This window comes from Pseudomonas sp. RSB 5.4 (genome assembly GCF_037126175.1).
Classification (GTDB): Bacteria; Pseudomonadota; Gammaproteobacteria; order Pseudomonadales; family Pseudomonadaceae; genus Aquipseudomonas; species Aquipseudomonas fluorescens_H.
Genome location: NZ_CP146986.1, coordinates 2503632 through 2528496 on the forward strand (window position 1 = coordinate 2503632; position 24865 = coordinate 2528496).

21 protein-coding genes are annotated in these 24865 nt (G+C 58.5%); 7 read left to right on the forward strand and 14 right to left on the reverse strand.

The features are described 5' to 3' along the window. Window positions 1-414 precede the first annotated feature (414 nt). The 3 genes from V9L13_RS11215 to V9L13_RS11225 all read left to right on the forward strand — a co-directional run bounded on the left by V9L13_RS11215 (window position 415) and on the right by V9L13_RS11225 (window position 3881). Complete coding sequence (locus tag V9L13_RS11215) at window positions 415-1158, forward strand: winged helix-turn-helix domain-containing protein (RefSeq protein ID WP_338802531.1); 744 nt, start codon at window positions 415-417, stop codon at window positions 1156-1158. Between the two features lie 279 nt (window positions 1159-1437). Next, on the forward strand, window positions 1438-2097 hold the full coding sequence (locus V9L13_RS11220; protein WP_338802532.1) for a helix-turn-helix domain-containing protein: 660 nt from the start codon (window positions 1438-1440) through the stop codon (window positions 2095-2097). Between the two features lie 389 nt (window positions 2098-2486). Beyond that, window positions 2487-3881: an undecaprenyl-phosphate glucose phosphotransferase gene (locus V9L13_RS11225; RefSeq protein WP_338802533.1), complete on the forward strand. Its 1395-nt coding sequence runs from the start codon at window positions 2487-2489 to the stop codon at window positions 3879-3881. A 961-nt stretch (window positions 3882-4842) separates the two neighbouring features. Here V9L13_RS11225 and V9L13_RS11230 read toward each other — a convergent pair. From V9L13_RS11230 to galE, 6 genes are all read right to left on the reverse strand, one after another. Next, entirely contained in the window at window positions 4843-6921 is a 2079-nt protein-coding gene (locus V9L13_RS11230) for a YjbH domain-containing protein (protein ID WP_338802534.1), read from the reverse strand. Further along, window positions 6918-7679, reverse strand: coding sequence for a capsule biosynthesis GfcC family protein (locus tag V9L13_RS11235; protein ID WP_338802535.1), 762 nt, complete (start codon window positions 7677-7679; stop codon window positions 6918-6920). The genes V9L13_RS11230 and V9L13_RS11235 overlap by 4 nt, the downstream gene beginning before the upstream one ends. After that, on the reverse strand, window positions 7676-8341 hold the full coding sequence (locus V9L13_RS11240; RefSeq protein WP_103484263.1) for a YjbF family lipoprotein: 666 nt from the start codon (window positions 8339-8341) through the stop codon (window positions 7676-7678). Before V9L13_RS11240 ends, V9L13_RS11235 begins: the two co-directional genes overlap by 4 nt. Before the next feature lie 8 nt (window positions 8342-8349). Beyond that, window positions 8350-9411, reverse strand: a complete 1062-nt coding sequence (locus V9L13_RS11245) for a polysaccharide biosynthesis/export family protein (RefSeq protein WP_003226526.1) — start codon at window positions 9409-9411, stop codon at window positions 8350-8352. Between the two features lie 144 nt (window positions 9412-9555). Next, window positions 9556-9792 (reverse strand): hypothetical protein, encoded by a 237-nt coding sequence (locus V9L13_RS11250; RefSeq protein ID WP_003226528.1) that lies wholly within the window; start codon window positions 9790-9792, stop codon window positions 9556-9558. Between the two features lie 231 nt (window positions 9793-10023). Next, a complete protein-coding gene (galE, locus tag V9L13_RS11255) occupies window positions 10024-11040 on the reverse strand; it encodes a UDP-glucose 4-epimerase GalE (RefSeq protein ID WP_201137007.1) in 1017 nt (338 codons plus the stop codon). Between the two features lie 389 nt (window positions 11041-11429). On the opposite strand from galE, the gene galU reads away from it, so the two are divergent. Both galU and V9L13_RS11265 read left to right on the forward strand, forming a co-directional pair. Beyond that, a complete protein-coding gene (gene galU, locus V9L13_RS11260; RefSeq protein ID WP_103484261.1) occupies window positions 11430-12263 on the forward strand; it encodes a UTP--glucose-1-phosphate uridylyltransferase GalU in 834 nt (277 codons plus the stop codon). Between the two features lie 38 nt (window positions 12264-12301). Beyond that, window positions 12302-12706, forward strand: coding sequence for a mannose-1-phosphate guanylyltransferase (locus V9L13_RS11265; protein WP_338802537.1), 405 nt, complete (start codon window positions 12302-12304; stop codon window positions 12704-12706). An 85-nt stretch (window positions 12707-12791) separates the two neighbouring features. Here the strand turns inward: V9L13_RS11265 and V9L13_RS11270 are convergent, their stop codons facing one another. From V9L13_RS11270 to V9L13_RS11305, 8 genes are all read right to left on the reverse strand, one after another. After that, window positions 12792-13931: a GDSL-type esterase/lipase family protein gene (locus V9L13_RS11270; protein WP_338802538.1), complete on the reverse strand. Its 1140-nt coding sequence runs from the start codon at window positions 13929-13931 to the stop codon at window positions 12792-12794. 214 nt (window positions 13932-14145) lie between these two features. Next, complete coding sequence (locus tag V9L13_RS11275) at window positions 14146-15189, reverse strand: acyltransferase (protein ID WP_338802539.1); 1044 nt, start codon at window positions 15187-15189, stop codon at window positions 14146-14148. Between the two features lie 12 nt (window positions 15190-15201). Beyond that, window positions 15202-16305, reverse strand: coding sequence for a hypothetical protein (locus V9L13_RS11280; RefSeq protein ID WP_003226536.1), 1104 nt, complete (start codon window positions 16303-16305; stop codon window positions 15202-15204). Beyond that, on the reverse strand, window positions 16296-17525 hold the full coding sequence (locus V9L13_RS11285; protein WP_338802540.1) for a polysaccharide biosynthesis C-terminal domain-containing protein: 1230 nt from the start codon (window positions 17523-17525) through the stop codon (window positions 16296-16298). The genes V9L13_RS11280 and V9L13_RS11285 overlap by 10 nt, the downstream gene beginning before the upstream one ends. Continuing rightward, on the reverse strand, window positions 17522-18634 hold the full coding sequence (locus tag V9L13_RS11290; protein WP_338802541.1) for a polysaccharide pyruvyl transferase family protein: 1113 nt from the start codon (window positions 18632-18634) through the stop codon (window positions 17522-17524). The genes V9L13_RS11285 and V9L13_RS11290 overlap by 4 nt, the downstream gene beginning before the upstream one ends. Window positions 18635-18649: 15 nt before the next feature. Beyond that, window positions 18650-19732 carry a glycosyltransferase gene (locus tag V9L13_RS11295; protein ID WP_338802542.1) on the reverse strand — a complete coding sequence of 361 codons (1083 nt, stop codon included), beginning with the start codon at window positions 19730-19732 and terminating at the stop codon, window positions 18650-18652. A gap of 41 nt (window positions 19733-19773) precedes the next feature. Beyond that, window positions 19774-22002, reverse strand: a complete 2229-nt coding sequence (locus V9L13_RS11300; RefSeq protein ID WP_338802543.1) for a polysaccharide biosynthesis tyrosine autokinase — start codon at window positions 22000-22002, stop codon at window positions 19774-19776. A 38-nt stretch (window positions 22003-22040) separates the two neighbouring features. Then, entirely contained in the window at window positions 22041-22481 is a 441-nt protein-coding gene (locus tag V9L13_RS11305; RefSeq protein ID WP_338802544.1) for a low molecular weight protein-tyrosine-phosphatase, read from the reverse strand. Window positions 22482-22772: 291 nt separating this feature from the next. Here V9L13_RS11305 and V9L13_RS11310 point away from each other — a divergent pair, with 291 nt between their 5' ends. Both V9L13_RS11310 and tal read left to right on the forward strand, forming a co-directional pair. Then, a complete protein-coding gene (locus V9L13_RS11310; protein WP_338802545.1) occupies window positions 22773-23723 on the forward strand; it encodes a glycosyl hydrolase family 5 in 951 nt (316 codons plus the stop codon). A 207-nt stretch (window positions 23724-23930) separates the two neighbouring features. Further along, the gene (gene tal, locus V9L13_RS11315) at window positions 23931-24857 is read left to right on the forward strand and encodes a transaldolase (RefSeq protein ID WP_338802546.1); all 927 of its coding nucleotides are present in this window, start codon (window positions 23931-23933) and stop codon (window positions 24855-24857) included. Window positions 24858-24865 lie beyond the last annotated feature (8 nt).

A 24865-nucleotide genomic window follows, 5' to 3' on the forward strand; every position in this document is an offset into this window, starting at 1 on the left:
CATTGCCTGATCAGGCGACGGAGAATATGTCTTATCAAAAGACACACTCAAGCCATGTTAATAATCGTCCGCCTACGAACCACTCAGAAAATATTTAGGCATTTAGTAGAAAAAAGTTGGATCAGCCAATAAAGTGTGATCAAGCTCACACTATCTCACGATCACGGACAGTGGCAATTGGACATGAATAAAGCCGTGGCCATAGACTCAAAATAGTGGCACAATTCCACATTGCCACCATGTAACGACTAGTTCACAGTCCCGAGAAAATCAACTAAAAGCTTGAAATGCTTAATTATTGTTAGAAAACTCGGGAGCCACGTCTAAAAATCGCGTGAATGTTACCAATTGTCAGTCACAGATGAGAACCGGTGCTTTAACATCCCGATGTCAGCACCTAATTCGAGTCAATGCATGATGCTCTCAGGGAACTTGGCGACTAGAAGTCCGCGCCCGACAAACGACGTACCCGGTGTTCTCACTCTGGGCCGAACCTGTGGCGTGGCCGAACATTTTAGAGCGCTGGTCGCAAAGCACGTACGCACTGATATGGCACTTGAGGCCAGTTCGTACACTAGTTCATTTAAGCACAATGAACTTTCTGGTTCGTATCGAGCCATCTTCATCGTTATCGACACTCCGCAAGCGCTGGAAGACAATCTTGCGCTGATCGAGAACCTGCGCGCCAATAACTTGAAGCCGATCATTTGCGCGGTCATTTCCGGTCGCGGCGCGTTCAACAAGATCAAGTATTTCCTGGCCGGGGCCGACTTCTGTATCAAGCTCAACACCCTTTCCGACGAGGGCGACGAGTTGCTCGGTGAGTTCTTCAACAGTGAAGAATGGCAGCGGGATATCAACCTCACGCTCGACCCTACGCGCATCTGCCTGCTGGGCGGCGCCAGCCAGAAACTCGACATCTCGTTTGCCGAGATGAAGATCCTGGAAGCCTTTGCGCAGACCAGCAATCACATTCTCAGCCATGATGAAATCGCCAGCATCATGGGGCTCAATACCAATTTCTACGACCCGAGGGCGCTGGAAAAATCCATCAGCCGCTTGCGTGGAAAAATCAAGGACATGTATGGTACGAACGCGATTCAGAGCATCCGCGGCTACGGCTATCGCCTGATGCGGGGTCTGATATCGACTGCCTGACTCTCGGGCAGCCATCCTCTTTGCATACTTACGAAGGATCGTCATATGCAACCATACCGCTCTAGTTGTACTTCATACCTAATTATAATCAAGCAATTGAATGAGCACGGCTACACCGAACCATAACAATAAACTTAACAACATAGCAGCAGAACGAGTGGAACTTATCGAGGGCCATTTTGGGCCCAGACCCTGCCTGTCGATTACTTCCAAGGAAGTTATTGCTCGCCTGCCGATTTATCTTTTCGCCCATTTTGGTGCACATTTTAGGAGAGAGACATGGAAACTAGTACAACCCTCCCAAGAAAATATTTTGTCGTCGTGACCAACAGTACAACGTCGCAGCGTGAACTTGAGAGCATTCTGTCCAGCGAGCGCTTCAATTCGTTTGGCACGTCTCAGGCACAAATGTTTATTGAAGGTGCTACTTCGCCCTCTTCCACCCCGATGCTGATGGAGTTTTCTTACCCAAGCGGCACTCGGAAAAACGTCGCCCGCACGATTGAACACGATACCCAGCGCATACTGGCCACCCTCGAATCGGAATGGCTCGCCGCACAATCGGCAAACCCGTTTCACCAATCCCCGACAATGAACGCGGACACCGCCCACCCGACTTCAGCCAATGAAGGCAGCACACCGTGCAACGAAACCTGGCATCTGGACAACGATCAAGGCGCACTGGTCAAGGAAGGCGTCGAGATCAGCCTTACCGGACTGGAAACCGCACTGGTGCGCAAAATGCTCCATCACGAGGAACGTGTAGTCAGTCGTGATGACCTGATCCTCAGCATCGGCCGCGAGCCGGAGCAATATCGTGGCCTGGAGATGTGCCTGAGTCGCCTGCAGGACAAGTTCAAAAGCGCGAGTAATGGTGAGCGTCTGTTTCGTGCCGTAAGAAACCGCGGTTATTGCCTCATCCAGGAAATCGTTGCGTAAACACGTACGATATCCACGAACAAAACAAACAGAAAACAGTGCGATTACAAAAACAACAAGAGCACTCTGTTTGACTTCACCTCCCTGGTAATAATAGCTCCCTGCCTCCACCCCTCCTACAGTAACAAACACAACATAATTTATTCACCCCCTGCTCTGCGACCTTTTCTAACAACCTTGTATTTGATTATTAAAAAGTTGGCACTGTGCCATCTTGTTAGAACTCGTCAGACACCCTCTCCGGCAATAACTTAGTCTATTGATTGACGACAGTTCGGCCTATCGACGTTGTTACCTCAGGACACTCGTCCAATAACAACAACAAGCCTATCTAGCAACTCGGACTTCAACTGTCGAAACCTGAATGGACGTATTTCTGGGGATATCTCATGGAACTTTCTCTACGGATCAATCGAAATAACGGCCTCAAGGGACTTACCTTCTGGGGCCAATGGGCATTGGCGCAGGCTTTCATTGTTGCGTTGTTATTCATACTGGCTGAACGGCACACAGGCACCGTCGAGTTCTATTACCGCATGTGCGCGACACTGGCGGTGCTGGCCTCGGTGCCGGCGTATACGTTCAGCGGCGTGTATCGCAAGCAGGACAATTACCTGACCGGGCTCGGACGTTTGTTCATGGGCTGGTCGATGACCATGGTCGCGCTGGCTTGCATCGCGTTCGTGTGCAAGGCCGACGAGGTGTTCTCCCGCGAGGTGACGCTGAGTTGGGCGGTGTACGGTTTCCTCGGTCAGGCGTTGCTGTACGCACCGTTGCACGCCTTTTCCAAGTACTACCAGCGCTCCCGCACCAGTGCGCAGAAGACCCTGATCGTTGGTACCGGCGAGCTGGCACTGGGTCTGGCGAAGAAGATCAGTCAGGTGGAAAACCTGCCGTTGGTAGGCCTGGTCAGCAATGGCCCGACGCCGAATCTGGATGCGGATGCGCCGCGTGTGGTCGGTGATCAGGAAGATTTGCTCGAGCTGATCAAAGACCATGACATCCGCCGTTTGTACATCACCCTGCCGCTGGCCGAAGCTGCGAAAATCGAAGCGATGTACGTCGATTTGCTCGGCGCCAATGTCGATGTGGTCTGGGTGCCGGACTTGAACAGTCTGACCCTGCTCAATCACTCGGTGAAGGTCGTGGACGGTCTGCCGGCGATCTGCCTCAACGAAAGCCCGCTGACCAGCCGCCCTACTGCTGCGCTGAGCAAGAGCCTGTTGGAAAAAGGCGTGGCGTTGCTGGCGATCATCCTGTTGAGTCCGGTGCTGCTGTTCATTGCGTTGGCAGTGAAGATCAACTCGCCGGGCCCGGTGTTCTTCAAGCAGGATCGCCACGGCTGGAACGGCAAGGTGATTCAGGTGTGGAAATTCCGCTCGATGCGCGTGCACGATGACCGCGAAGTGGTTCAGGCCAGCCGCAACGACTCGCGTATTACTGCGGTCGGGCGCTTCATCCGCCGCACTTCGCTGGACGAGCTGCCGCAGTTGTTCAACGTGCTGCAGGGGCAAATGGCGTTGGTCGGTCCACGTCCGCACGCGGTGGCGCACAACAACTACTACTCGGGGAAAATCCTCGCGTACATGGCTCGTCATCGAATCAAACCGGGTATTACCGGGCTGGCACAGATCAGCGGCTGCCGTGGCGAGACCGACACCATCGACAAAATGCAGCGGCGGGTGGAGATGGACCTGCATTACATCAACAACTGGTCGTTGTGGCTGGATCTGAAGATCCTGGTGAAGACGCCGTTTACGTTGCTGTCGAAAGACATTTATTGATGGGCGAGTGGTAGATCAGGCAATACCGCAAGGGGACGAAAGTCCCCTTTTTTGTGGGCGGGATTTGGGTAGTGGATCAGGCTGTTGCGATGGTGACAGTGCCGGCGCCTTCGCGGGCAAGCCCGCTCCCACAGGGTCCGGCGGCGTTCACTCAAATCGGGCACACCACAAAATCACTGTGGGAGCTTGCCTGCAAGCGATAGCGGTGGATCAGGCAACATGGATTTTGAATGGACTGGCGCCTTCGCGAGCAGGCTCGCTCCCACAAGGGATCTCGGTGTGGATCGAGATATTGACTTCACCCCGTTCCCCTGTGGGAGCGTGGCTTGCCCGCGAAAGCGGTGGGTCAGGCAGCACAGATGTTGAATGTGCCGATGCCTTCGCGAGCAAGCCCGCTCCCACAGGGATTGTGGGATCGCGTCGCGATGTGTGGCCTCACCGCAACCCCCATTGCAGGAGTGAGCCTGCTCGCGATGGCGGTGTTTCAGGCGACAGGGATGTCGACTGGGCTGACGCCTTCGCGAGCAGGCTCACTCCTACAGGGATCTCGGCATGGATCGGGTATTCGGTTCACCCCGGACCACTGTGGGAGCGTGGCTTGCCCGCGAAAGCGGTGGATCTGGCAGCACATATGCTGAATGTGCCGACGCCTTCGCGAGCAAGCCCGCTCCCACAGGGATTGGGGATCGCGTCGGGATGTGTGGCTTCACCGCAACCCCATTGTAGGAGTGAGCCTGCTCGCGATGGCGGTGTTTCAGGCGACAGGGATGTCGACTGGGATGACGCCTTCGCGAGCAGGCTCACTCCTACAGGGATCGGGGGTATGGATCGGGTATTCGGTTCACCCCGGACCACTGTGGGAGCGTGGCTTGCCCGCGAAAGCGGTGGGTCAGGCTGCACAAATGTTGGATGTGCCGGCACCATCGCGAGCAGGCCAGCTGCTCCCACCGATTCCCAAGGATTACTCGGTAATCTTCGAGAAGTTGCGGTAGAACATGTCGCCCTCGCGGCTATCGGTCATCGAGTGCAGCTGGAAGCTGCGATTGAGCCTGGCGCCGCCGTCACGGGTCAGGGGGGCCCAGACCAGGTTGGCGCGGCGCATGGTCGACATGCTCATCATTTCGTCGAACGGGATCGACAGGTAGAGGCCTTTGTCGAAACTACCCTCCCCGTACTCGGCACTGCCCGCCGTGGTGATCGTCGCCCACGCGCCGAAGCGCACGCCGTTGAAGAACTCGCGAGAGATGTCGAGCGTACCGCCCCAGTCGCCGGCCAGATAACGACCAACACTGACCGCCGCCAACGTGTCATACGGCAGGTCGGTATAACCGGTGATGTGCCCGGTCCAGATCGAGTAGTCGCGCAGGCCGAAACCCTGGTCGAACTCGCGCTGACGCACGTAGTTCAGATCCGCCCCCACCGACCAGCGCTCGCCGGTCGGCCGGAACAGCACCTCACCGCCAACGCCGGCAAACATCGACTCCAGATAACCACCGTAGACCATGCCATACAGGTCCTTGTCCAACTGCTCGGCATGGCTGACCTGAAACAACGGCATGGTCACTTCCGAGGTGGTCAGGTACTGACGCAAATCGGTACGCACCCGCGGCAGACCGCTGGGCGCATCGTAGGTGAACTTGTCGAAGTTGTTCACCAGGTTGGCACTGACCAGCCCGCTCCACCAGGTGTTGCGGTTGAAGCGGTACTCGGCGTCCGCATCGGCACTCAATTGATAGAGCAAACCATCCGGGCCGCCGACGTTTTGCTTGAAGCCCAGACCGACGCCATAGCTGAAATGCTGCGGCGCTTCGCTGTAGAGGGTTTTCTCGTTGTGCGGCATCGCCGGGTTGATCTCGGTGGTGCGGTGCAGCGACTCCAGCGGCTCCTCGTTGTTGATCACTTCGCGGAAGGTCTGGCGTGGCACGCTGGTCTCTTCCAGCGGCAGGTCGTAGCGCTTGTTGACCACGGTGAACCAGTTGATATCGTCGTTCACGCTGTTGTCGAGAATCCGACTCGCACGGCCAACGGCCTTCGACGAATGGAAGTAGCGCTGCTGCTCGCCGTAGACGATCAGCTCGGAATCACGCTGGCTGATGCGCTCGACCTTGTACCCGGCATTCTGCTGCAGACGCTGCGACACGTCGGCCCAGTTGACCTGTTCCATCGGCGTGGTCGGCATTTTCGCCGGCAGCGGTTCAGGCGTCGGATCGTAGGTCTTGGCCGGCGCCTTGCGGCTGACGAAATTGGTATGGAACGTGATGCCGAACATCGCCGTGTTGCCCCGCTCCCACGCCGCGCTGACGTCCACCGAATCGGCCACCTTGAACACTGCGCCGAAGTTGATCGGCGAGTCCTGCTTGATCACGTTGTCCTTCGGCTCATGCTTGTAGTCGTTGCCTTCGTATTCGAGTTTCAGACTCAGGCGATCCCACGGTGTCTGGTAGCTCACGCCACCGAAGAACGACGGTTTGCCGCGAAAGTACGAACCCGCGTTGACGTCACCGGTGCCTTCCAGGGCCGGACGGGTCTTGAAGCGATCGTCGAGGTAGCCCAGCGGGTTATCGAGATCGCCACGATTACCGAGATAACCCCAGGCAATGCCGGCGCTGAAATCGAAATTATCAAAGCGCTTGTTGGCGACGAAATATTCGCTGGCGAACAAGCCGGTACCGCCAATGTCTCGGAAGCCCAAAGCGACATCGGGGGCCCAGTGGGTTTCCTGCCACAGCCGGACTTTGGCGTCGACCGCCTTGTCCTTATAGCTCTGGCTGCCGCTCATCGACTCCGGCCCGTACGGGCGGTTGGTGATCGCGGTGTAGCGGAACGAACCTTCGAGCCAGTCCAGTGGCTGCAACGACACGCTGTAGCGGCTGTAAGGCTCGGTGCGGTTGGCGTTGACGCTCAGCTCGCCGGCCGGGGCCATGCGCGCGGTCGGCGTCTGCAACAGACCGGTACCACCGAAATCATTCTGGGTAATACGCGGTTCGGCATGCACCAGACCGCACGGCAATAACAACACAGCTGCAACACGTAACTTCAACGAACCACCTCAGCCAGCTGCGTGGCAATCAATTCGGCCAACTGCTGATTCAGTTCAGGAACAGGCGGATCCAGATCATCATTTTTTACCGGCACCAGAATCTTGCTGCCGGCCACGGGAAACTGCCCGCTCTCGCGATTCCAATGCGCGATACCCACGCGCCGGACCGCACCATTGGGCTGGATCAGCCACAGGTAATCGGCCTCGGCATCGTCCAGCGGCGTGCATCTTTCCAGGTACTCGCGCGCCTCCAGCAGAGGCTGATAAGGCAGGTGACAGGTTTCGGCGACGGCGCCCAATACCTGTACCTCGTCGACCCGTTTCGGGTAGATCAGCCGATCACCATCGTCGAGACGAATGTTGCGCGCAAATCCGACTTCCACCGCGACCGGATCAAGATCCGCGACCTGGCGCCCGGTGACCGGCATCTGCCGCACCTGCTCGGCCAGGCGCAACGCCAGCGCCGCGCGACTCGGGCGGTCAAACAACGAAGCCATGCGTTGCAGCACATCGAGATCGAACAGCACCCCGGCCTTGAGCCGGGCCTGCTGTTCCAGCAACGACTGGCGCAGCAACACGCCGGCCAGCCAGTAACCTTCGGCATTCGGTACGGCCACGCTGATCACGTCGAGCAAGCGCCCGCCCGGCGGCAATTCCACCGGCCCCGGGTTGGCGACATCGCCACTGACCGTGACCGCTGCCTGACTGACGCCGCTGAGCAACAGCAAACCCGCCGATAACCTCCGTAAGCGCTTCATGGCAGGTGCCTGCGATCGGGGGTCAATTGCACGATGCGCACGCGCATTTGCGCGGTCAGTTGCTGCTCGCTCTGCAGGATGAAACCGTCCACCGGATCGACCCAGTAATGGTTGGTCGCGCGCAGGCCGATGGCCGGGACGTCGATGCGCTCATCGACACGCAGCACGGTGTATTGCTTGTCGAGAATGTCCAGGGTTTGCGTGGATCGGCGGGAGAACCGGCTGTTGACGATCAAGCCAACCTCCTGGCCCTTGTACAGGTCGATCCAGCGCTGACTGGTGAAACCATCGGCAACTTGATGCAGCCCGCGCTTGAACGGCGCGTTGTCGGCCAGCCGCGTGCCGTCCAGATCGCCCTCGACGCCGAGGCCGATGGTGCGCACGGCGAGGCCGTCACGCAGGAGCAACACCTGTTTGCCGGAAGCGACCCAGAACTGCAGATCATCACGCTCACGCACCAGCGCCAGCACCCCGGAGCCGGAGGGCGTGGTCAGTTTGACTTGCGGATACTTGACCTCGGCCACCTGGGCCGCGCTCACGTCCAGCTCATCCGGGCCGATCACCGCCGACTTGAGGTTGCGCACCGAAGCGGTCATCAGCGGGTTACAGCCACACAACATCAAGGCCGCCATCAGGCAGACGCCAACTTTCAAGGTTTTCACGGTCGGCCTTATTTGCTGTTGTTACTGAATTCGCTCCAGTTCTTCGCAGCGGAAGCCCCGGTCCCGACAATCGATGCCGACGGCACCAGTTGGCTGATGAAGCGGTTCCAGCGCGTGACGTTGGCCGGGCCGACGTACACCACATCCTGGGGACGCACTTCAAAGTGCGAAGCGAGTGCCATGGCGGTCGGCGACTGGGCTTCCAGTTGATAGATCTTCGCCGGCTCGACATCGAGGTTTTCCACCCCGCGAATCACGTACACCGCGTTGCCGTTGGAAGTGGTCTGGCTCAAGCCGCCGACCGAACCGAGCACGTCGGAGAGGTTCATCGTCGCGGTCTTGAAGCTCAGCGCACGGGGCTGATTGACTTCGCCCATGACGTAAATGCGCTTGTTGTCGTTGTACGGCAGATAGAGCTGGTCGCCGCCCTTGAGAAAGACGTGCTGCAACTCGGAATCCTGATGGTTCAGCGAGTCGAGATTGAGCGGATACACCCGGCCATTGCGGGTCAGCAACAGGCCCGACAGATCGGCGTTATTGGTGTCGATACCGGCAGTACCGAGGGCTTCGACCACGCTCAACGGGTTGGTGGAAATCGGCTGCGGGCCGGCCTTGGCCACGGCACCCGAGACCACCACTTTCTGACTGGCGAAACGCAGCACCGCGACATCCACTTGCGGCTCGGCGATGAACGCCGACAGGCGGGATTCGATGTCCGCACGCAACTGTTGAATAGTCTTGCCGGCCGCCTGCACTTCCTTGATGAACGGGTAGTACAGCGTGCCATCGGAGCGCACCAGTCGACCGTTGGCGTCGATCTGCTGTTGTGCCCCCGATGGCGCGGTCAGCTCCGGGTGATCCCAGACCGTGATGTACAGCACATCGTTGCTGCCGATGCGGTATTCCGCCGGCGTCGCCAACAATTCCGCCGGCACCGTCTCACGCTTTTGCGTGGCGCGGGTCATCGAGATCAGCTTGGGCGTGATCGGAATCAGCTCGACCCGACTGCTTTCGCTGGCGCCCTGGCGCGTGATGTCGCCGGTGCTCAGGTATTGGCCGGGAGAAAACATGCAACCTTGCAAAGCGATACTTGCCAACAGCAAAAGAGAAAAACTACGAGTCATAATGGCACTACGCTATTCAAGGGCGAATCTAAAAACAAAGTCACCCGACTTGCGTCGGGCGACCCTGTACTGCACTAACAAATTTTCCTGTTAGTTGTGCGTGCCGGTTGTACCGGTGGTACCCGTAGTACCGGTGGTACCGCCGTTGGCACTTCCACCACTGTTGGACGCCGCTACTGCACTGGCAACCATTGCCGTACTGGCAGCAGGCGCGGTAGAAGCCGCGACACTGCCAGATACATTGGTTACCGCAGTAAGCGGCGCTTCAGCAGCGGACGCCCAGTTGCTCAACATCGTCAACAGGGCAATCGCCATCACTTTTTTCATATCAACTCCTTTCTAACATTCGGCCTGTTAAAAACCGGCCTGTGTTAGCGGTGGTAGCGTTCAAGTCCGCAAAATGCGCGAACAAGATCCGTCGTTCTTTCACAGTCTTACCCAACTGATAAAAGTCGAACGGCAGGTTTATATCTACGGACTTGCAAAAGGCATTTCCAGCGTATTTTCCCGACGATATCTAACACCTGACCGAAACTAACATTCAGTATTAGAACGACATCATTCGAGATAACCGCGCGGATGATTGGATTGCCAGCGCCAAGTGTCGGTGACCATGTCCTGCAAACTGCGCGTGGCTTTCCAGCCGAGCTCTTTGGCAGCCTTGGACGCGTCGGCCCAGCTCTCGGCAATGTCACCGCTGCGACGCGGCATCACCCGGTACGGCACTGGTCGCCCGCTGGCCTGTTCGAAGGCATGCAGTACCTGCATCACGCTGTAGCCGTCGCCGGTGCCAAGGTTCCAGGTGTGAATGCCCGGGCGTCCGGCAATCGACTGCAAGGCCTTCAGATGGCCATCGGCGAGGTCGACGACGTGGATGTAATCGCGCACCCCGGTGCCGTCGATGGTCGGGTAATCGTCGCCGAAGATCGATAACTCCTGCAGGCTGCCGACCGCGACCTGGCTGATGTAAGGCAGCAGGTTGTTGGGAATGCCGTTAGGGTCTTCGCCCAGGTGCCCGCTGTGATGCGCGCCGATCGGGTTGAAGTAACGCAGCAAGGCGATGCTCCAGCGCGGCTCGGCCTGACTCAGGTCGCGCAGCACGTTCTCGACGATCAGTTTGGATTGACCGTAAGGATTGGTCGGAATGCCGGTGGGGAAATCCTCGCGGATCGGCATCTGCTCAGGCTCGCCGTACACCGTGGCCGACGAGCTGAACACCAGACGGAACACGCCCGCTGCGGCCATCGCCTGACACAACGTGATGCTGCCGCCGACGTTGTTTTCGTAGTAATCCAGCGGCTTGCGCACGCTCTCGCCGACGGCCTTGAGCCCGGCAAAATGCAGCACCGCGTCGATTTGATGCTCGCGGAAAATCCGGTCGAGCAACGCCCGGTCGCAGACATCGCCGCGAATCATCAGCGCGCTTTTGCCGCAAATGCCTTCTATCGCGTGCAGTGCCGCATCGCTGCTGTTGCAAAGATTATCCAGTACAACAACTTCATAACCTGCTTCAAGCAGCGCAAGTGTGGTGTGCGAGCCGATATAGCCGGCACCACCCGTTACCAGAATCTTCATAGCGCGGTCCGTCATTGGATAAGTGACAAGTAGCGTGTCAAGTCCCTTTTATTCAATCTGTGGCGCACCACACAAATAAGGACGACAACAGCCTCAAACAAAATTGGTTCAACCACTGGCAATAAATATTTTTGCAGGTCAAACTGTATTGCCCGGTACTTATTAGCACTCCAAGTACACTCATCACTATCAACAGATACCGACTAAAAATAACTAATAACGTTGTTACCGACATCTCATAACATTGTCATGTTTTAGCCTTCGCGCTAATTGCCATTAACAACCTGACTCAGGTATTAAAGTACTCGTTCAATAATCATTGAAACTTGTGCGCCTTCGTAAGTGTGCGCATCCGTTGCCTGTGTTCCATGACTGTCCAGGATACTTTTATGATTCGTAAATGTTTGTTCCCCGCTGCCGGTTACGGCACGCGTTTCTTGCCGGCGACCAAAGCCATGCCGAAAGAGATGCTGCCGATCGTCAACAAACCGTTGATCGAATACGCCGTCGAAGAAGCACGGGACGCCGGCCTGCAACACATGGCCATCGTCACCGGTCGGGGCAAGCGTGCGCTGGAAGACCACTTCGATATCAGCTACGAACTCGAACACCAGATTCGCGGCACCGAGAAAGAAAAATTCCTCGCCGGCACCCGCGAACTGATCGACACCTGCACCTTCTCCTACACCCGTCAGGTGGAAATGAAGGGCCTCGGTCACGCGATTCTCAGCGGCCGCCCGTTGATCGGCGATGAACCCTTCGCCGTGGTGCTGGCAGATGACCTGTGCCTGAACCTGGAAGGTGACGGCGTGCTGTCGCAGATGATCCAGCTGTACAAGAAATTCCGCTGCTCGATCGTCGCCATCCAGGAAGTCCCGGCCGACCAGACCCACAAGTACGGGGTGATCGCCGGCGAGCTGATGTCCGACGGCATCTATCGGGTCAATAACATGGTGGAGAAACCGGCGCCGCAGGATGCCCCGTCGAACCTGGCGATCATCGGCCGCTACATCCTCACCCCGGACATTTTCGACCTGATCGCCGACACCCAACCGGGCAAGGGCGGCGAGATCCAGATCACCGACGCGCTGATGAAACAGGCGCAGAACGGTTGCGTGCTGGCCTACAAGTTCAAGGGCCTGCGCTTCGACTGCGGCGACGCCGAGGGTTACCTGCAGGCGACCAACTTCTGCTACGACAACGTTTACCTCAAGGGCCGCTGAGACGGCCCCCGCCCACTTCTCTTTTCAGGAGGCAACCCATGAACATGGCACAGCATGCAGCAGAGATTGAACGGGAGGTGGGCAACCTCGGGGCGGTGAGTTGGCTGCCACGCCATCAGCCGTTGCCCAGCGCCAACGAGTCGTGGCTGGGCAGCATTCTGCTGGTGGAGCGCATCGGCATGTTTCCGGCGTCCGGCGACATTCGCCGAGCGCTGGCGGATCCCTATCCCCTGCTCGCCCATCTGAAACAACGCTATGCCGAGAAGGCACTGGAAATGGACGACCGGGATGGGTTGAAAGTGATCTTCAGCGACTGGCGCTTCCGCGTACGCCTGTGCTGCAACGAGCCAGCGATCATCATCAATGTCGAGACGCGGTGTGCGACGCAGTTGATGCCACAAAAGCTCAAAGAGCTACTGAGCCAGATCGAACAATTCGAATAGCACACTGCCCCCTGTAGGAGCTGCCGAAGGCTGCGATCTTTTGATTTTAAGAGCAAGATCAAAAGATCGCAGCGTGCCGCAGCTCCTACAGGGGTTTCGCTGTGTCACAACTGTCCGCGTTGATGCCACTGACAATCCAGCGATAGAAGTAATCAGCAATCACCTTCCCGCCCGTGGCCGGCTGCGGATGAATCCTGTCCGGCCCGATCATCGCCGCCGCATAGCGTTTGATGTCAGGGCCGAACGCGCATTGCAGATTGGCAAATCCCAACTGCTGCTCATGCGCCCACGGTTGCAAGACTTGCGCATACGCTGACATCGGATAGGCACTGGAACGCGTGGTGTCCTGACGCATGATCAGGTTGATGCTCGCCGCCGGTTGAATCTCGCGGATCATCGCCACCAAGCCCTGAACGTTGTGCAGGTACTGTTCGGGTTTGACCCCGAAGCCCTGATCGTTGCCGCCGAGCATGATCAGGTAAACGTCGGCGGGGATCTTCGACACGGCGGCTTTCCACTGCACCTGCCATTGCGGGTCCTGGTGATAGAAATCCGCCGATGCCGCGCCCGAGGCCGCCAGTTTCGAAACCCGCACGCCGTGCTGATCGTTGCTCAGCCACAGGCCAAACAAGGTCGGCGCGCCCTTCACCACTTCCAGTTTGAATGACCAGTCTGCCGCCGAAGAGAGACCTGCGAGCGGTACTTCCTGTACGCCTGCCCCTTCAAGTTTCAAGGGCTGCCAGTCTTGCGCGGGCGTCCAACGGTAACGCAGCTCACTGGGCTCGCCGTTGCCCAGGTAGAGCAGTTTCGCCTGGTTGACTTTGGTGTCGATGGCGGGTGTCGGACTGGCATCGATTTTCAGCCAGGCACCGGGTTTGCCGGTCACCGTGCGACTGTCGGGGCTGGCCTGGCCGAGGCCGGACACTTGCCAGCCACCACCGAAGTATTTTTCGCTGCTGCGGGTGTATTTGAAATGCGTGCCACCGAGCGCCGCGCCATGGTTGAAACCGACATAACCGGGGCCGGCAAAACCGACCTCGCCGGCCACGCGCTGCACCAGTTTGTTCAGATAAAAATTCTGCCCGGCGCTGTAGCTGTCGCCGATCACCGAGACCGACAACACCTTCCCGTTCTTGCCTTCGCGCCACTGCGCAAAGCGCTCGCGGGCATCGCCCACTTCCACCACCGACGCCGCGACGGGCTGAGCGTCATCTACTGCCAACATGCGTTATTTCCTTCAGTCTGGAATGAGGGGACTGGAGTACGACCCAGATCCATTGTAGGAGTGAGCCTGCTCGCGATGGCGTTGATTCAGACGGTGCAACTCTGATTGACATACCGCTATCGCGAGCAGGCTCACTCCTACAGGAATTGCGGTCATCTGCTGAATCTGTGCCCAGCACCGAAACCCGTGGGAGCGGGCTTGCTCGCGAAGCTTTTCAGCTATTGGCCGGTACCACCGGAACAATGTTCGCCACCGGCTTCTTCTTCGCCGCACGCTCCCCGAGAAACAGCACCGAAGTGACATTGAAGCGGCTGAAAATCATCGACAACACCACCGGCCCCAACAAGCCGAACAGCACGCCGCTGAGCACCAGAATGCTTTCGTCCTTTATCCCCAGCCGCCCCATGACAAACCGTGAAGTCGCGGCGAACAGCACGTGGAACAGGAAGATCGCGTAAGAGTAGCCGCCCAGCCAGGTCAGCCACTTCGAGCGCATGTCACTCGACAGCAAGGCGATGCACGACACGCAGCCCACGGTCAGACCGATCAGGCTGCGGCGGTCGACAATCAACTCGCGATCAATCGCCGCCACGTACAGCAGCGTCAGCGAGATCAACACAAACACCAGCGGCCCGATCACCTTGAAGCGCTGCTTCAGCGCCTCGACATTTTCCTGGCCGATCATCCCCGCCACAAAAAACGGCAGCAGGTAAATCGCACCATTGATGCCGAACGCATCAAGCTTGAACGGCGGCAGCAGAAACACCGCCGCAGCGAACCCGAACAGCAGGTACAAGCGCGTCATCGAGCGCAGCAGCCCGCGCCACTCGAGCAGCCCGACGAACATGAAAATGATGAACACCGCCTGCAGGAACCAGAAGTGATTGACCGGCACCCAGAACGACAACAACGCATCGATCACACCCACGTCCTTGTTCACCCCCGGCCCCACCGCCTGCAACACCGAGAACGGCACGCCGACGCAAAACAGCGGCACGATCAGCCGCCGCACTTTGCCGCTGAAGAATGCGGAAAAGTCATTGCCGCGAATTTTGTAGATCGAATAGATGTAGCCGGAAATGAAGGTGAACAGCGGCATGCGCACGTACACCATCGAGTCGGCGATCACCCGGAACGGCGAGCCGATATCGATCTTCAGGCCCCCGCCCAACGGGCCGATGACGTGATAAAGCACCAGCAGCAGGCACGCCAGGCCACGCAGGGTTTCGATCTCCAGCGATTTTTTCTTGCTCGACATACAGCACACGCCTCAATTCAGAACTCTTGATTCAACCCGCACCGGTTTGTTGGCGCGCAACATCAAACCCAGGCCGACAAACAACACCGGCACCACCATGGAAAAGTGCCGGGCGAAGGAACCGAAGTCCGGCTCGAACAAACCCTGCACCAGCAGGAAAGCCAGCGGAATCGCGATCAGTTCCTTGGGTTTGGTCTCGATCGGCGCGCCTTTGTAATCGGTGGAAGTGATGACTTTGAACAGCAGCAGCGCGGTCATGATCATCAACGCGACGAAGATCACCTGGCCCGGCCCGGACAACAGAATCAGCTCCACCGGGAACGACAGGCGGAAAAAAATGATCATCGAGTCCAACGCCTGCGAGACAAAATCACTACCGCTGAGCCACGAGACGATCAGCGATTTCGAACCCTCCTCCCCCGCCGTACGCAACTCGTTGTTGCTGGCGCGAATCGACGACACCGGAAACCCCAGCGCCAGCTGAATCGCCATGGCCACTGCCAGATAAAACAGGAACAACATCAGGAAGAAAGTGAAGCGCGACACGTACTTCTTCATCACGCAGACGCCGACCCATGACAGCGAAAACAGAATCCAGTAAGGCCGGATCAGCACGCCGTAAATCACCGCCGACAGAAAAAATCCGCCGCGGTATTTGCGCGTCAGCGAGCTGAACAAGATGCTCAGCACCGCCACCGAAACGATGATTTCCTTGGTCAGGTTTTCCAGAAAGAACGAGCGCACAATCCCCCATAGACACAGGGTGCCGAAGATCGCCAGCGGCATGCGGCGGAACACCACCACCGGAATCGCCGTGAGGAAGAAATTGCAGAACATCCCGTAGGCCCAGGCGTTGGTCAGGTTGATCCCGGTGGGCCGCAGCAGGAACGCCGAACACTCGTAGGAGGAGCGATCCGGCGAGAACGGGTTCCAGAAATTGCAGTTGTCGGCGCGCGCATAGGAAGACCACAAAGTCATCGCATCCGGGCCTGGAGCGCGGGGGATCAGCAGCGGCATCGCCACCGACAGAAACAGCCCGGTGAACAGAATCAGGAACGACAGCGAGGAATCGAGTTTGCGTCCGCGAAACTCGATGCACGGCAACTTCAACCCCATGCCAACGCCCCTTTTGCACTGGTCGCACGGGTCAACACGGCAATCACCCCGAGCTGGACGATGATCGCGAAGACATTGCCCCACGCCGCGCCATAAATCGAATAGTGCTTGATCAGCAGGTAGCTGACCGGCACCGACACCAGCAGGCAGATCGCCGCACTGGCGAATGACACTCGACTGTTTTTCGAGGCAATCAGACCGCCCCAGACGATGTCGCCAATGGCCCGCAGGGCAAAGGAAAAGATCAGCACACCGAGAATCGCGTTATCCGGACGCGGCACGCTGGTGGCGACGTAATCGAGCACCACGTTGAAGAACAAGTAGATCAGCACCGCCACCGCCGCCGACACCAGCAGCGAGCGCATCACCCACTTGTTGACGAACAAATGCCTGACCGTGAACGCCTGCTGATCCGCCTGAAACCGCTTGGCCAGCACCGGAATACCGACCACCGCCACCACCGCGTAGGACAGCGCTTGCAAAGTGTTCGCCGCCGACCACGCGTACACGTATTTACCGAGATTGGCATACGGTTCGAGATCGGCAATCAGAAACCGCTCGGCGTACTGACTGAGCGCGATCAACCCCGTACCGAAGTAGAACGGCAACCCGGCCTTCCACACGGTCGCCGTGGTCAGCGCCGCGCTGACCCGGCCCTTGTGCACGCTCACCACAATCAGGTAACCGGCGATGATCACCAGCACGTTGGCGGCCACCCACAGCCACAGCACACTAGCGATGCCGGACACCCAGTCGAGCATCATCCCGCCCACCGCCAGCAGCGCCCAGAGGCCAGTCTTGATGAAAAACAGCAGTGCGCCCGCCGTGGCTTTCTGCGCGGAAAACACGAACGAATTGATTTCGAACGACAGATGTTCAGTGAGCAGCACCAGCGTCACGCAAAGAATCAACGCGGTGCCCGCCTCGACCTGCTGGAACAGCGAGTAAATCCCCACCGTCACCAGCGACAGCAGCAGCCCCACCGCCAGATACAGCAGCAGGACTTTGTCGACCACCCGCCGCGAACTGCCGCCGACGCTGATCAGCCGATTGATCTCGGAACTGAACCCGACACTGTAGAACTTCGAAGCGATCAACGAAGCCGCGACCACCACCCCGTAAAACCCCAACGCTTCGTAGCCCAGGTAATGGGTGATGGCCAACACCAGAAAGAACTTCGCGCCTAACGCTCCGCCGCGCAGCAGCAGGCGAAATATCATCGAACGATCCCTTTGATGATCTCGTCCATGGCCACGGTTTTTGCCTCGATCTCGCGGCAGGTGTCGGTCAGGCGTTTACCAAAGTTCGACAGCGCGTTCGGCGCGTAAACGGTGTCGATGATCTGCTCGACATCGATGTCGCCACCGTTGATCACCCAGTCTTCCACGCCCATGTCCTGATAGGCGCCAAAGCCTTTGCGCTCATAGCTGATGTGGTACGCCGGAACACCGGACAGCAGCGATTCGATGGCGCCGTGCAAACGCACCGAGATCACCAGGTCCGGCTGATATTTGGCAATCGTCGCCTTCAACGACAGCAGGTCTTCGGTGATGCCCAGTTCGCGATAGAACGCACCGTCATCGTTGCCGCGAACGGCGCTCTGCACGGCGCAGACCACTTTGCTTTTGTTCTTTAGGCGCTGCAGCAGCAACTTCAGGTTGGCGACGTAGGCGATCTTCTTGTCCTTGCTCCACTCCGGCGGCTTGCGCAGCACCACGCACACGGTGGCCGGCGACGCGGCGCAGCGGGTGAACTTGGGTTGCTGAAGAATCTTGCTGGCCAACGACTGCACCGCCAGATCCGGCGCGCGGTAGACGTTTTCGCAGGCATCGAACATCGCCGAGGAACGGTTATCGCGCACGAACACCGCATCGGCACTGGCGTAGTGCTCGACGATCTTGCGGCTCTCGCCATGGAACGGCCCGATGCTTTGCGGCAGGTACACCGACGGCACCCTGCTGAGAATTGCCGTTTCCAGTTGCTTGGCGTGGCCCAGTTTCAGCTTGATGTGTTCGAAGGCACTTTTCGAGCGCATGTAACCGCCACCGACGCCAACGATCAGATCAGTCTTGCGCAACAGATCCGCCAGCCCGGCATACGACTGATTGAGGAACACCGCCTGCTTGACCCGCCCCAGCCCCTTGGCCGCCATCACCGGTGCGTCGAAACGCGGGTGCGGCAAGTAGGCGAAAGACTGCGGATCGGACGCCACGACATTGATCGCGGTGTCTTCACCAAAGTTGCGCTGCACCAACGCGATGGCCAGATCGACGAGCAGGCCGTCACCGGAGTTGGACGCACTGTAGCCATGCAAAATCGTTACGTTCATAAGCTTGAGTTCTACTTAATAAGTGGGAGCGCAATACACGTCGTAGGTCTGGCGGATCATCAGCGCGGCGCTGAAACGCTCGCGCACGATGTTCCGACCCTCGCTGCCGAGGTCGAGCAACCGCGGCTTCTGGATTCGCGCCAGCACATCGGCCAGCGCCTGGTGATCACCGGTAGGAAAGACGTAGCCGGATACTTCATGGGTGACCAGTTCGGGCAGCGACGTGCAGTTGCTGGCAATCACCGGCAAGCCCATGGCCATGCCTTCCAGCGGCACCATGGCGAAGCCTTCCCAGCGACTCGGGACGATCAGCGCGTCGGCCTGTTGATACAGCGCCTGCACCTCGGCCGGGGTGACCCACGGCAGGTACTCGACGGCGTCCATCTGCGGACACTCGACCATGTCTTCGTTGACCGCACTGCCGACCACCGTCAGCTTCAGATCGCTGCGCTGCACCTTGGCGAAGGCCTTGAGCAACACGTCGAAGCCTTTCTGGTAATCGAGACGACCGACGAACAGCAGATGAATCGGCGCGGGGCTCTCGGACTTTGGCGCCTCGTCGCGCTGATGAATGCCGTTGTAGATCAGCTTCATGCGCGAGCGCTGAATGCCGAACCGTGCGGCCTTGTCCATCTCGTAGCGGCTGACGCAGATGATCACGTCGGTCACCCGCTGCAGGACGCGCTCGATCCACGCGTAGAGCTTCTGCTTGGTCGGCGAGCTTTCCATCAGGAACGAAAACGCGTGCGGGCAATAGACGATTTTCGGCTTGCGCCACGGCCGCAGAAGCACGCAGACCACGCGGCCGATCACCCCGGAAAAAGTGCTGTGCAAATGCACCACATCGGGTTTTTCCTTGAGCATCACCCGGGTCAGTTGCCAGGCAAAACGCAGCAGCGAACGCACATCGCGCCCGCTGCGTTCGAACGTGCGAATCTGCTGCTCATCGATACCGTGCAGCTCTTTTTTCTGGTCGAGCGGCACCAGATAGACCAGCTCGTAATTCGAGTCCTGGCCTTCGGGAGAGGCCGAGATGGTGCGGATAACGGTGGCGACCCCACCTTTTATCGTTTCAGCCACGTGCAGTATTTTCTTCACAACCCACCCACTTCCTTGCATGTAAGGACAATCGCTGACACTCAGGATTTGTCGGACGCGTACTCGTAGTTGTAGTAACCGTAGTTGCCGTTGCCGTAGTAACTGGCGGCGCGCTTCTCGACGCCGTTGAACACCGCGCCCTTGAGCTCGATGCCGTTCTGCGCGAAGCGGCGAATGGTCATTTCGATCTCCTTGGCCGGGTTCACCGCAAACCGCGTGACGATCAGGCTGATACCGGCTTCACGCCCGACAATCGCCGCGTCCGTCACCGCCAGCAGTGGCGGTGTATCGATGATCACCACGTCGTAGCGCTGACTCAGCTCGGCGAGCAGATCGCGGAAGTTGGCGTGCATCAGCAGCTCGGAAGGATTCGGTGGAACCTGGCCGCGGCTGATGAAGTGCAGGTTGTCGATTTCCACCTTGTTGATCGCCTGCTCGATGCTGCAGCGCTTGACCAGCAGGTCCGACAGACCATTGGCGATCGGTACATTCAGCGTCTTGTGCAGGTGGCCCTTGCGCATATCAGCGTCGATCAACAGCACGCGCTGACCGCTTTGCGCCATGACCGCTGCGAGGTTGGACGAGACGAAGGTCTTGCCGACCTGCGGGCTGGGACCGGAGATCATGATCCGGTTGTTGGTCGAATCCAGCGCGGCGAAATGCAGGCAGGTGCGCAGGCTGCGGATCGACTCGATGGACAGGTCGGTCGGGTTGCGCAGCGCCAGCAGATAGGCCGGTGTTTCGGCGGTGATTTTGGCCCGGTCCTTTTTCGTGTCCTCGTCGCGCTGCAAGGCGCTGTAGGGAATCGAGGCGTACACCGGCAGCCCGAGCTGTTCGATGGCTTCCGGGCCTTCCAGACCTTTGCTCAGGGATTTGCGCAACAGCACCAGCGCCACACCGAGAAAGGCGCCGAGGAACGTCGCGATCAACACGATCAGGGCTTTTTTCGGTTTGACCGGACTGCTCAGGTCGACATCCGCCGGATCGATCAGGCGCACATTGCCCACCGCACCGGCGCGAACGATGTCCAGCTCCTGGGACTTGTTCAGCAACTGCGTGTAGATCTGCGAAGCGACTTCCACATCGCGGGTCAGGTTGAGCAGTTCCTGTTGCGTGGCCGGCAGATCACCGACCTTGCCTTCCAGCGATTTCTGCTGCTGGGTCAATTCGCCGATCTGCGACATCAGCGCGCGATACGCCGGATGCTGCTTGGTGAACTTGCGATCCATTTCCGCCTGTTGCATTTTCAGCTCGGAAATCCGCGTTTCCAGCGCCACGGATTGACCGAGCACCGATTGGGTTTCCAGGGAAATGTTCACGGTCTTGCCACGGGTCTGATACGCGTTGAGCGCATCGCTGGCCTTGGCCAGATCACGCTTGACCTGCGGCAACTGGCTTTGCAGGAACGCCAGGCTTTGCGCCGCCTCCGCCGAAGTGCGGCGCACGTTCTGATCGACGTAGAGCGCGGCGATCTTGTTGAGGATCTTCACTGCCTCGGCGGCATCGGAACTGGCCAGCGCCAGGCGAATAATCCCCGACTCCTTGCCTTGCTCGGAAATATCCAGCGCATCCTGGTAACCCTGGATGGTCACGATCCGTGGATAGCGCACCACTTCAAAGCGTGTGCCGGGGTTGGCTTGCAGGCGTTCGATCAAACCCTCGACGCCGTCCTGGGCGAAGGCTTCGCCCGCAACGCCCTCGACCAGCAGGTTGTCGTTGTCATCGAGCAACTGGAAGTGCTGTTGTTCGCCAGCCACCAGGGTGAGCTTCTTGCCCAACAGTTCTTTGGGCAGATTGAGCCGGGTAAACGCCAGACGCTCGCCGCCCCAGGCGTAGCTGTTGAGGCCAAAACGCGGCGGCGCCACGCTGAATTCGGTTTCGCCGCGATAACGCCGAGCGAGAAAACCACCGATGACCGGGAAGGTGTTGGGGGTGACGTCGATGTCCAGGCGCAGGTCATCGACGGTTTTGCCGATCACCGCGCGGGACTTGATGATGCCGATTTCGGTCACCGACGGCGATTGCCCGCCGAGCATGCTGCTGAGGTCGGAAAAGCCGAGCATGTCGTTCTTTTTCGGTTCGACCTGAACCAGCGCGTTCGCCAGGTACACCGGCGTCGCCAATACCGCATAGGCAACACCAGCGGCCATGAAGGCACCGGTGAATGCACCGATCAGCCATTTCTGGTCGATCAAACTGCCGAATATACCCAGAAGATCAATACTGTCTTGATCGTTATCACGGTTGGCGATTACTGACGGTAACTGCATAAGTCTTTCTTACCATTCACTGATCTGAAGAATATTCATCAATGTCCGAGGCGCTGCGCCCACGAGCTAACAGCATCTTCAATCAATGCATGGGCATGAATAAAAGCGGCCTTACCTTGACGATACGGATCCTGTATTTCTCTTTCGCTCTGCCACTTGCCAAGAAGAAACACTTTGCCTCGGGCGTGCGAGGCAATCTTCAGTACCTGATTCACATGTTGTTTTTCCATGACCAGAATCAGGTCTGATTCATTGACGATATCGGCGGTCAATTGCCGGGCCTGGAAGCCCTCGGCGCTGTGCCCGCGGTCTTCCAGCACCTGGCGCGCCGATGCTTCCATGCCTTCGCCAACCCGCGCCGCGAGGCCTGCGGAAGTCACAGAGATGGTTGAGGGGGTCAGCGCGTTACGCAGCAGAAGTTCTGCTGTCGGACTTCGGCAAATATTGCCAACGCACACGACAAGGATCTTTTTGAACAAGGTTTACATTCCTGTGTAATATCATTCTGCCAACATCTAGAGCGGATCTTAATGAACCCACTAGATCATTCTGCACTCAGAAATAGATTCGCCCTGTCAGTACCAGTGTATTAAGTACCACAGCGCCAAAAGTCGCCAAAATAGAATTACCGGACTAAAAATAACTGTGATTTTCAGATCACGGATAGCTGACAAAAAATAACATCACTGCACTTAGTGCCATTGTTAGTTTCGAAGCCGTTATAACGAGATACCTTTTCGCCGTTGTCACTTCTCAACCGGAGAACCGACATGAAGTCAGCACATCTCAACCGCTTGGGCGCCTTGACTCTGTTGCTCTTCAGTACCGCCAGCCAGGTCCACGCCAACGAGCTGTTCCCGGCATTGCCCGGCAACAAAACCATCGGGGTTCAGGTCAAGGTCCAGACCTTCTCCGCCGCTGACGCGCAGCAGGTCAAGGCGACCGGCTTCAGTTTCGTGCGTTTCGGCGTCTGGACTGACAGCCTGGGTAGCGCGGCTTACCAGAAACAGGTCAGCGACGCCTTCGCCGTGGCCAGGGACGCTGGCCTGCCGGTGTTGATGACCGTGCGCGCGACCGCGCCGTTGAATACCAGTGATCTGCCGAACGCGGGGGTCGCCTATGCCAACGCGCTGACCAGCCTGGCGACGACCTACGGCTCGCAACTGGTGGCGATTGAACTATGGAATGAACCGGACCTCGACACCTACTGGCCGACCGGCAATTTCGATACGACGTTCGTGCCGTTCATGAGCGCGGCGTGCAAAACCCTGCAGGACAAGCCGCAAGCCATCCCGGTGATCGGTTTTGGCTTTGCCCGCCCGCCGACTGCCGGCTCGGCGTCCACCGTGGCACTCAACCGAATTGTCAGCGAATACCCCAAATGCCTCAGCGCGGTTTCCTACCATCCCTATGGCATGACCGGCACACAGATCAGCAACGCCCAGACGTTTATCCAGCAGAACTTCCATCTGCCGGGGGTGATCAGCGAATGGGGTATCTCGGCGCTCCCCTCCAACGGCGGCACCGAAGGCCAAGCCAGTAAAATCAGTGCATTCGTGGCCGATATCAAAACCCGCAACATTGCCCTGACCTCGATTTACGAATGGAAAAACAGCGACAGCGGCAGCAACGACCGCGAGAAGAACTTCGGTCTGTTGACCGCCGACGGCCAGCCGAAACCGGCGGAAACAGCGGTCAAAACCCAACTGAGCCAGCAATAACCTCCATTGATGTGCTCAAGGGGCGCTGGCCGTCAGTTGCTTTGAACCTGTGACCGCTTTTGGCATCGTATTCATCGATACCGCGCCCCGCCCATCAAGCAGCCGTTCTCAGGTTGTTGCCAGCGGGGCCTCCGATACGCCCGGATACCCTTGAGTGACTGTCAGCGCTCGGGTAATGTCGTCAAACCCACAGGACAGAGCACACCCATGACTTCCAAGCTGGAACAACTCAAACAGATGACCACCGTGGTTGCCGACACCGGCGACTTCGAAGCGATCGCCCGGGTCAAGCCGGTCGACGCCACCACCAACCCTTCCCTGCTGCTCAAGGCCGCCGCCATCCCGGCTTACGCCCAGCTGCTGAACGCCTGCGTCAGCGACTGCAAGGGCGATGTGGGCCTGGCCAGCGACCGTTTTGGCGTCGCCGTGGGCCAGGAAATCCTCAAAGTGATCCCGGGCCGGATTTCCACCGAAGTGGATGCGCGCCTGTCGTTCGACCAGGACGCCGTGCTCAAGCGTGCGCATCGCCTGATCGAGCTGTACGACAAGGCCGGCATCGGCCGTGACCGCGTGCTGATCAAGATCGCTTCGACCTGGGAAGGCATCCGCGCCGCCGAAATTCTCGAGAAGGAAGGCATCCAGACCAACCTGACCCTGCTGTTCTCCTTCGCTCAGGCTGCAGCTTGCGCTGACGCCGGGGTGTTCCTGATCTCGCCGTTCGTGGGCCGCATCTATGACTGGTACAAGAAGGCCAACGGCAACGACTACACCGGCGCCGATGATCCGGGCGTGCAGTCGGTCACTCGCATCTACAACTACTACAAGGCCAATGACTACAAGACCGTGGTCATGGGCGCCAGCTTCCGTAATCTGAGCCAGATCGAGCAACTGGCCGGTTGCGACCGTCTGACCATCAGCCCGGACCTGATCGACAAGCTCGCGGCAGACACCGGCAAACTGGAGCGCAAACTCGCCCCGGGCCACGCCGGCGAAGCCCGCCTGATCCTGAACGAAGCACAGTTCCGCTGGCTGTCCAACGAAGACGCGATGGCCACCGAGAAACTGGCTGAGGGCATCCGTCAGTTTGCCCGTGACCAGGAGAAGCTTGAGGCACTGCTGCAGGCCAAGCTGTGATCTGAGTC